Annotated in this window: 7 protein-coding genes and 2 pseudogenes; 4 read left to right on the forward strand and 5 right to left on the reverse strand. The window is 39.2% G+C overall.

Translation table 11 applies throughout. The features are described from left to right. The first annotated feature begins 168 nt into the window (after positions 1-168). Entirely contained in the window at positions 169-675 is a 507-nt protein-coding gene (locus tag AC25JC_RS15455) for a hypothetical protein (RefSeq protein WP_249680408.1), read from the forward strand. A gap of 95 nt (positions 676-770) precedes the next feature. Here AC25JC_RS15455 and AC25JC_RS15460 read toward each other — a convergent pair whose 3' ends face one another. The 4 genes from AC25JC_RS15460 to AC25JC_RS15475 all read right to left on the reverse strand — a co-directional run bounded on the left by AC25JC_RS15460 (position 771) and on the right by AC25JC_RS15475 (position 5,161). Continuing rightward, positions 771-2,111: a CitMHS family transporter gene (locus AC25JC_RS15460; RefSeq protein WP_427988907.1), complete on the reverse strand. Its 1,341-nt coding sequence runs from the start codon at positions 2,109-2,111 to the stop codon at positions 771-773. Between the two features lie 266 nt (positions 2,112-2,377). After that, positions 2,378-2,656, reverse strand: coding sequence for a hypothetical protein (locus AC25JC_RS15465; protein ID WP_078192154.1), 279 nt, complete (start codon positions 2,654-2,656; stop codon positions 2,378-2,380). Between the two features lie 54 nt (positions 2,657-2,710). Beyond that, entirely contained in the window at positions 2,711-4,039 is a 1,329-nt protein-coding gene (gene paeA, locus AC25JC_RS15470) for a polyamine export protein PaeA (protein ID WP_486924374.1), read from the reverse strand. 129 nt (positions 4,040-4,168) lie between these two features. After that, positions 4,169-5,161 carry a LysR family transcriptional regulator gene (locus AC25JC_RS15475; protein ID WP_078191331.1) on the reverse strand — a complete coding sequence of 331 codons (993 nt, stop codon included), beginning with the start codon at positions 5,159-5,161 and terminating at the stop codon, positions 4,169-4,171. A gap of 683 nt (positions 5,162-5,844) precedes the next feature. On the opposite strand from AC25JC_RS15475, the gene AC25JC_RS15480 reads away from it, so the two are divergent. Further along, positions 5,845-7,449 (forward strand): isocitrate lyase, encoded by a 1,605-nt coding sequence (locus AC25JC_RS15480; RefSeq protein ID WP_078192152.1) that lies wholly within the window; start codon positions 5,845-5,847, stop codon positions 7,447-7,449. A gap of 139 nt (positions 7,450-7,588) precedes the next feature. Here AC25JC_RS15480 and AC25JC_RS15485 read toward each other — a convergent pair whose 3' ends face one another. Then, on the reverse strand, positions 7,589-7,963 hold the full coding sequence (locus AC25JC_RS15485; RefSeq protein WP_180083798.1) for a diacylglycerol kinase: 375 nt from the start codon (positions 7,961-7,963) through the stop codon (positions 7,589-7,591). A gap of 372 nt (positions 7,964-8,335) precedes the next feature. On the opposite strand from AC25JC_RS15485, the pseudogene AC25JC_RS15490 reads away from it, so the two are divergent. Continuing rightward, positions 8,336-9,067, forward strand: a pseudogene (locus AC25JC_RS15490) (MBL fold metallo-hydrolase); the annotation flags it as partial. Positions 9,068-9,199: 132 nt separating this feature from the next. Then, positions 9,200-9,306: pseudogene (locus AC25JC_RS15495) on the forward strand (hypothetical protein); the annotation flags it as partial.

Raw genomic sequence — 9,306 nt, forward strand, 5'->3', positions numbered from 1 at the left:
GTAATATAGTTGATTTCGATATTTTTGACAGAATTTTTTTTCTAAATCATGTTGTATATCTGAACATTATAAGAGAAAACGCAATTTCTATAGCGAAGGTCGCAGTTTTCACGCTGCTTTTATGCGAAAATACATACTTATTGAATATTAAGTTTTTATAGGCAGTTTATGACTGATCATTCTCCTGAAACATTAAGCGATATCGAAATTCTAGACATTCTTCAGTCGATGAAATCAGATGTTTTAAATACTGAAGCAAATGAAGTGATTCGTAGTGGGGGGAAAGCTGGTCGTCAAGAGGCTCATAAACAAGCTTTGGTGAAATTAAATCAAGCATTTGAAGATAAATTTGTTGAAGCTGTGACTTTGGCTTTAGGCTTAAATGAAGGCCAAAGTAAAAAAATTCGCTATAAGAAAGACCGTATCCGTATTTTGAAAGTTCGTGGTATCGATTATTTAGCGATTGATGGTGCTGAAACTGCACAAGTATTGTCACAAGTTGCACAAGCAATTGTACGTGAAGACGCAACGGTGACTCATGACCTCCATAACATTTTTCCATTTTGGAAAGAAGGCTGGCCAATGGTTCAATTCGACAATGTTTATAAAATTTTAGAAGATGACATTCGTATTCATTATGAAGCAGTTCTAGAAGCATTAATTTCAAAGTATTAATCACTACAAATGAACCTGTGAGTGTAAAACACTGGCTAGTTCAGTATTGTTAAGCATAAAAAAGCACCTGATGGTGCTTTTTTATCTTTAAAATTTTAAGTTAAGCTCGAATAAAAGGGAAACATTCCAAAGATCAGACCTGCTGCTAACATGACAAAACACGTGATTACAGCCCAGATAATGGTAAATTTCTGATGTTGTCCAAACTCGATACCCGCAAGTCCACAGAGTAAATAGGTCGAAGGGACAAGTGGAGAGAGTAGGTGTACAGGTTGCCCTACGATGGAGGCACGTGCCATTTCTACAGGTGCAATTCCATAATGAGCGGCAGCATCGGAAAGAATTGGCAAAACCCCAAAATAGAAAGCATCATTCGACATAAAGAAAGTCATCGGCATACTGATGACAGCGGTAATCGGTGCTAAATAGGGACCCATACTTTCAGGGATAATTGCCACAAGTTGTTTGGACATGGCTTCTACCATGCCTGTTCCAGCTAAAATTCCGGTAAAAATACCTGCAGCAAAAATGATGCCGACCACGTTTAAAGCACTACCTGCGTGATGTGCGATTAACTTTTTCTGCAAGTCGACATTTTTGTAGTTGACGACTAGCGCAATACATAAAGCCACCATGAATAAAATAGGCATAGGTAAAATACTAAAAACCAGACAAATCATCAGAACGACGGTTAACAGTGCATTAAACCAACGTAGATCTGCGCGGTTGGCTTCTGGATTATCGGAGATTTGAATGTTTTCACCATGGCTGATATCCAATTGGACAATTCCTAGACGCTTTCTTTCCATGCGACCATACATCGTTCCTAAGAAGTACAACCAGCCGATGGCAAATAACATCGGTAAAACCATCGGAACAAATACATCACTTGGGTCGACATGAAGCGCGCTGGCGGCGCGGGCAGTAGGCCCACCCCAAGGTGTAAGATTCATAATTCCACTAGAGAGCATAATCAAACATGCCATAATCAATGGGCTCATACCTAAGCGCTTATAGAGTGGCAGCATGGCCGCAACACAGATCATATAGGTTGTAGAACCATCTCCATCCAAAGAGACAATTAACGTCAGGGTAATGGTTCCAAGGACAACTTTTAAGGGATCACCTTTGACCATTTTTAAAATAAATTTCACCGAAGGGTCGAACAAACCTGTATCAATCATGATGGCAAAATACAGAATCGCAAAAAGCAGCATGATGCCAGTCGGTGCAAGTTTTTTTACACCTTCAATCATCATGTCGCCAATTTCATTTATTTGTATGTGTGACAAGCTGTCAAAATAAAAACCAAGTAACCACGCAATCAAGGCAAAAAGTAGGGGAATTAAAGTCAGTGCGACAAGTGGGCTTAAGCGTTTCGACATGATCAAATACATAAAGCACAAGATCATGCCCAAACCGAGTACGGTTAACATGGTTCATTCCTTTGAAATATAAAGCTGTTTTTAAATCCAAGGGCAGAGCATAAAGAGAAATTTCATCAGTCAAAACAAAGGTGGGAAAATGTGAAATACATCACTATTTTGATGAAAAATAGTCATTAATAATGAAGGTATTAAGGAGGGGTAGTTTTTCGATTTATTTTAATTTTTATTCAAAAAAAGTGGTCTGTTTACATATATTCAACATCTGTAGAGAACTGTAAGTGCGTGTAGATCCAGTTTGATCACAATAAGTGCGCTTAAGCAAAAATAGACAGTAGCGTCCGAATCGGCCAACTAAAAAATCGGAACCAAAAAATTAAGGGATTATAAAAAAAAAGACCAAAACGCATGGTTTCGTCATATTGTTGTCTGCCACGTTCATAAGGATAAGGTGTTAAAAACCAAGCAGTGACGATCAGTGCAACACCGAGCAATAGAAATAAAGGTTGCGGATGAGCTTTGAAAAAATAATAGACTAAATAAGCCCCAGTATAAAAACTAAAGCAAGTCAAAATCGCTTTAAGTGAAAAAGACATCGTTGTTATTCCATCGTATTTTTATTTTATGGTTTTAAAAAAAGAAGAATCGAATTAATCCGATTCTTCTGGTGTATCCAGTTCAGTCTCAGCCTGTTGTAAGCGGGTCACTAATAATTGGTCAATTTTAAAGTGGTCTACATCCACAACTTCAAATTTGTAGCCATGATATGTAACAAAGTCAGCTGGACGTGGAATTTTACGTAGTTTAAACATCATAAAGCCCGCAAGGGTTTCATAGTTTTCTTCATCGGGCATTTCATCTAAAGCGAGTGCATGTTTTAAATCTTCGATTGGTGTACTGCCATCGATGAGCCAAGAATCCGCATCACGTTTAATAATTTGTTGCTCTGCTTCAATCGGTGTTACCCAATCGCCCATCACGGTAATCATAATGTCGGAGAGGGTAATAACGCCGACAACCAACGCATATTCGTTAATTACAACGGCAAATTTTTCTTTGGATGAGCGGAAGCGATCGAGTAACTCGGACAGTGTTAAGGTATCTGGAATCGTGAGAACATTACGAATAGTATTTTCGTTGAGTTGTAAAAGTGACTGATTGTTGAGGATTCGCACCAAAATATCTTTGGCATCCACATAGCCAATCACGTCATCAATATTTTCACTACAGACCAAAAACTTCGAATATGGAAATTCAGCGAGTTTTTGACGAATACTGGCTTCTGATTCTTTGAGGGTAAAGTACACCACGTTTTCACGTGTAGTCATACTTGAAGGGACGTTACGTTCTTCTAGCTCAAATACGTTTTCAATAAAGTGGTGTTCTTGCTTTTGTAGTACACCAGCTTGAGCACCGGCATCCATCACGGCTGAAATGTCGTCAAAGGTAATATTGTCATCACGTGTTGTATTCACTTTGAATAAACGAAACAACAAATTGGCAATGGCATTAATCACCCACGCCATTGGCTTACACACTTTAATAAAGATTTGAATCGGGTCAACAACAGCAACGGCAATTTTTTCAGGTGCGATCATCGCCAAACGTTTTGGCATCAGATCAGCAAATAGAATGAATAAGGAGGTGACTAAAGTAAACGACAGGGTGAATCCAATAGTTTCAGTCCACGGGCCCTGATAAAAACGGGTCACTAAGGTTATGAAATAGGGACGAAATGCACCCTCACCCAAAATACCGCCAAGAATTGCCACGGCATTTAAGCCAATTTGCGATGCAGCGAAAAAGTCTGCTGAGTTGGCTTGTAAGTCAAGCACACGTTGTGCACGTGAATCTCCAGATTCAGCCAAAATTTTAAGTTTTACTTTTCGTGCCCCCGCAAGGGCAATTTCTGTTAGTGAAAGAAAACCCGCACCGACGATCAGGAGAATAATAATGACAATATTTTGGAAAAGGCTCACGAATACACCTGTTTGTGATTCATTCTATTTTTCTGTATTTCTAACACAAAAATGGGCAAGGTAGTAGTCTTAACTACTACCTATATAGTGACAGTATACGTTTGAATTAATAAGGAATTAAAGAATTAATTACTGATACTGTGAAAACTGAGAGTTATTCATTAAGTATTCGCGGTTTTCTTCTTCAATCATTTGACGTGCAACATACAAGATAAGTTGACGTAACCAGCGATGAGCAGGGTGATGATGAAGTAATGGACACCAAGCCATTTTTAATTCAAATTCAGGAATATAGAATGGTGGATCACGAAGTAACAGGTTTTGACTTTTGGCTTGAAGTCGAGCAATACGGCTTGGCAGAGTTGCAACCAAGTCAACATTCGATGCCAATAAGCCCGGCATTTGATAATGACGGGTGAAAACTGAAATTTTACGTTTTTGGCCAATACGTTCTAAGGCTTGATCAATCCAACCTAGACCCGCTTGTTTTTCTGGGTTGACACCAAAACCGACACCCATACCTGTTTTAGACACCCAAATGTGTTGTGCATCTAAATAGCTTTTAAGGTTTAAATTATTTGCAGCAGGGTGCTTGGCATTTAAAAGGCATGAAAAACTGTCACGCCAGACCAAAACTTGGTGGAAACTTTGCGGAATTTCATTAAAGCGGTTAATCGCCAAGTCGACTTTACCTTGTTCCATATCTCGATAAGACACATCACTAGGCGTTAAAAAATCGAGAACCACATTGGGTGCTTCTGAGCGCAAAGCTTTTACTAGGCGCGGCACCAGTGTTGCTTCAGCATAATCTGAAGTCATGATGCGGAAAACACGATTTGAAGTGTAAGGTCGGAACTCGGTACGGGGTTCCAAAATCATCGAAAGGTCAGAAAGTGCGTCACGGATACGTGGCTGTAATTCAAGCGCACGTTCTGTAGGTGTCATACCTTCTGAAGAACGAATAAGAAGTGGGTCATTAAATAAGTTGCGTAGACGACGTAAAATATTACTCATCGCAGGCTGAGTTACACCCAGTTGCTCGGCAGCACGAGTCACATTTTTTTCACGAAGAAGTACATCAAGATAAATTAATAGATTGAGATCGACCCGCTCCAGATTCATAAAATAAATACCGACAATAAAATCATGAAATTTATCTGATTATGCCATAACTACTAAGGCTTGTGTAAAAAATGGATGAAAAAATGACGTGTACTTTTGTACTAAAATTCAGCAGTTTTAAGACAAATTTGCTGAAGTCGTAGCACATACTTCTTAAATACTTATTACCTGTTTAGACCGATATTTTTAAAGTGAATGAAATAAAAATACGGAGCAATTTGTTTATGTGATGCGATGTTCATAAAACAAAAAAATTAGATGAAATATCTCATTTGCCTGATCATTTGAAGACAGAATAACCAAGTATTTAGCTCGGTAAATTTGGGCAAAAATTGCGTAAAAAATGCTGTTTTTTTTTAAAGTGAATGCTCAGTCGACTTAAGTCTAATGAAGAATAATTCATCAAGATGTTTGAAAAATAGACAAAAAAATTAGCAAAATATATTAATAAAATTATTTAAATACAAATACTTATAAATATTGGTTAATTATTATAATACGACTTTAATCTACATATTTTTTAAATAAATACTGAAAATTAATGCAGAATATTGGATTAATTTTTTTAGTCAATCTACTCTGTGTCTATCGCAACGAAGTGTTCTAAATCTGAACAATCATTCGAGGGTATGATTTTAGCCTTACGTTGCAGAAAAATCCTAATATTATTACAGGAACATATCATGTCTACATACTTAACAGCGATTGATGCAATCCGTGAATTAAAAGCAAAATTCGGAAGCACTTGGCGCGATATTAGCCCAGAAGATGCTGCACGTATGCAAATGCAAAACCGTTTCAAAACTGGTTTAGACATTGCGAAATATACAGCTGCAATTATGCGTCGTGATATGGCTGCTTATGATGCTGATTCTAGCAAATACACTCAATCATTAGGTTGCTGGCACGGTTTTATCGCACAACAAAAAATGATTGCGAACAAAAAATACTTCGGTACAACTGAACGTCGTTATATCTACCTTTCTGGTTGGATGGTTGCAGCTCTTCGTTCAGAATTCGGTCCACTTCCTGACCAATCTATGCACGAAAAAACTTCAGTTCCTGCATTGATCGAAGAAATCTACACTTTCCTTCGCCAAGCTGATGCGAAAGAATTAAACGACTTATTCCGTGCGCTTAAAAAAGCAAACGAAGCAGGTGATACTGCTAAAGCTGCAGAAATTACTGCTCAAATCGACAACTTCCAAACTCACGTTGTGCCAATTATTGCGGACATCGACGCTGGTTTCGGTAACGAAGAAGCGACTTACTTACTAGCTAAGAAAATGATCGAAGCGGGTGCTTGTGCACTACAAATCGAAAACCAAGTATCTGACGCTAAACAATGTGGTCACCAAGCTGGTAAAGTTACAGTTCCACACGAAGACTTCATCGCGAAAATCCACGCTCTTCGCTATGCATTCTTAGAAATGGGTCTTGATGACGGTATCATCGTTGCTCGTACTGACTCTGAAGGCGCTGACTTGACTCAAAAAATCCCAGTGGTTAAAGAGCCAGGCGACATCGCTTCTCAATACATCAGCTACTTAGACACAACTGAAATTGACATTTCAGAAGCTCAAGAAGACGAAATCCTAATCAAGCGTAACGGTAAACTTCACCGTCCAAAACGTCTTGCTTCTGGCTTGTACCAGTTCCGTCCAGACACGCAAATCGACCGCGTTGTACTTGACTGTGTATCTAGCCTTCAAAATGGTGCTGACCTTCTTTGGATCGAAACTGCGACTCCAAACGTTGAAGAAATTGCTCACATGGTTAACCGTGTACGTGAAGTTGTTCCAAATGCGAAACTTGTTTATAACAACTCTCCATCATTCAACTGGACATTAAACTTCCGTCAACAAGCTTACGACCGTTGGGTTGCTGAAGGTAAAGACGTATCTGCATACGACCGCGCTAAATTAATGAGCGCTGAGTACGACAACTCTGAATTGGCTGCTGAAGCTGACGAAAAAGTTCGTACATTCCAAGCAGATGCTTCTCGTGAAGCGGGTGTATTCCATCACTTGATCACACTTCCGACTTACCACACTGCAGCACTTTCTACGCATGAACTTGCTCAAGGTTACTTCGGTTCTGAAGGTATGTTGGCTTATGTTGCTGGCGTACAACGTAAAGAAATCCGCGGTGGTATTGCATGTGTGAAACACCAAGCAATGGCTGGTTCAGACATCGGTGACGACCACAAAGAAATCTTCGCTGGTGACAACGCGCTTAAAGCGGGTGACGATGCGAAAAACACAATGAACCAATTCGCTGCTCACTAAGCATTGAACTGATTCGAAAAAAGCCCAGCGAAAGCTGGGTTTTTTTATGGCTTTAAAATCTTCTTAAATCCATTTATTGAAGTGTGTCGATATAAAAAAGCAGGGCATAACCCTGCAAATATAATGAGACACCCTTTATTTAAGGCAAAAGGATAATTAACCAAGTAAAAAAAATAATTGCTAAAGCGACAAATTGAGCTGCACTTCCCATATCTTTGGCAATTTTAGAAAGTGGATGCTTGTCTAAAGATACCCGGTCGACCACGGCTTCAATAGCAGAATTGAATAACTCAACAATTAAGGCAAATAAACACACCACTACCATAAGGGCATGTTCAACACGACTCACATCGAGTAAGCAACTGGTGGGAATAAGCACAATATTCATCCAGACAATTTGTCGAAATGCAGCTTCATTTTGATAAGCAGCTTTGAATCCGTCGAGGGAATATTGCGTTGCATTAAAAATTCGTTTAAGTCCAGATTTACCTTTAAACGGGGAAATTTCACTCATAGTACTGTACAGACGTATAGATTTAAAAACTGGCGAAAATATAGCATGCCAAGCTTAAAGTTTTCTTGCATTCAGCTTTTATTTTATTAGGCCTAAAAGTTTAGGATGATTTACATGTGCCTGTATCAAGTTAGTGCTATGTTTATCCAGTATTAGACTTAAAATTTGCCTGAATTTCAGGCACAATACAGACGTTTAAAATTTTTAATTTTGAAGCATTTGCTTCATTGCATGAAATAATAAAAGTGATATAGGTCAACAATGAAAAACTTTAGTTTTGCTGTGCTTGCAGCAACACTTTTAACCAGCCAGTTTGTCAGTGCAGAGCCGGCATTTATTCAAACGGAAATCAAAACGAATGTGACACAGCCCATGGGATTTTATCCTTTCCAAGTGGGTGCATATAAAGTCATTGCTTTAAAAGATGGGACACTCGAATTAAGTCCTGATTTATTTAAACAAAATTTAACTCCAGAAGAAGTCAGTGCTTTATTCCAAAAGCTTGCGGTTGATCAGAGCAAAGGCATACAAACCAGTGTCAATGCCTATCTGATTGATGATGGACAAGGCGGCATCAGTCTTGTCGATAGTGGTGCAGCCAGTTGTTTTGGTCCGAACTTAGGATCTATTGCACAAAATATTGAAGCGGCCGGCTATAAGCTTAATCGCGTACGCAGTGTTTTCTTAACCCATTTACATCCTGATCATGCATGTGGCATTGCGAAACAAGGCAAGGCCGTGTTTCCAAATGCAACGGTTTACGTCAATGAACAAGAAAGTCAGTATTGGTTAAGTGAAAACACCGTTGACACTTTAGCTGCCGAAAAACGTGACGGTTATTTAGCAACTGTTGCAAAAATTAAAGCTGCGATTGCGCCTTATCAGACCATGCGGAGTTTTAAGACTTTTAGCGTTGGTTCGGTGATTAATGGATTAGAAGTACTACCGAGTGTTGGGCATACACCAGGGCATTATTCTTTTATCTTAAAGTCGCAAGCTAAAAGTTTTGCTATCCTCGGTGATGTGGTTCATTCGTATCATTTACAGTTTGAACAACCCAAGTTATCTGTCGATTTTGATGTCGATCCGGTCAAAGCCAGTGAAACTCGTTTAGCAATTTTTAAACGTTTTGCTCAAGAGCAAACCTTTGTTGCATTTGCACATTTACCATTTCCCGGTATTGGTAAAATTAGTGAAATGAATGATGGTCAGTTCCGTTGGAACCCGCTAAATTTAGCTCCGACAGCTCCGACAGCTCCGACAGCTCCGACAGCTCCGACAGCTCCGACAGCTCCGACAGCTCCGACAGCTCCGACAGCTCCGACAGCTCCGACAGCTCCGAC

The sequence above is a fragment of the Acinetobacter sp. P37 genome (assembly GCF_057480965.1).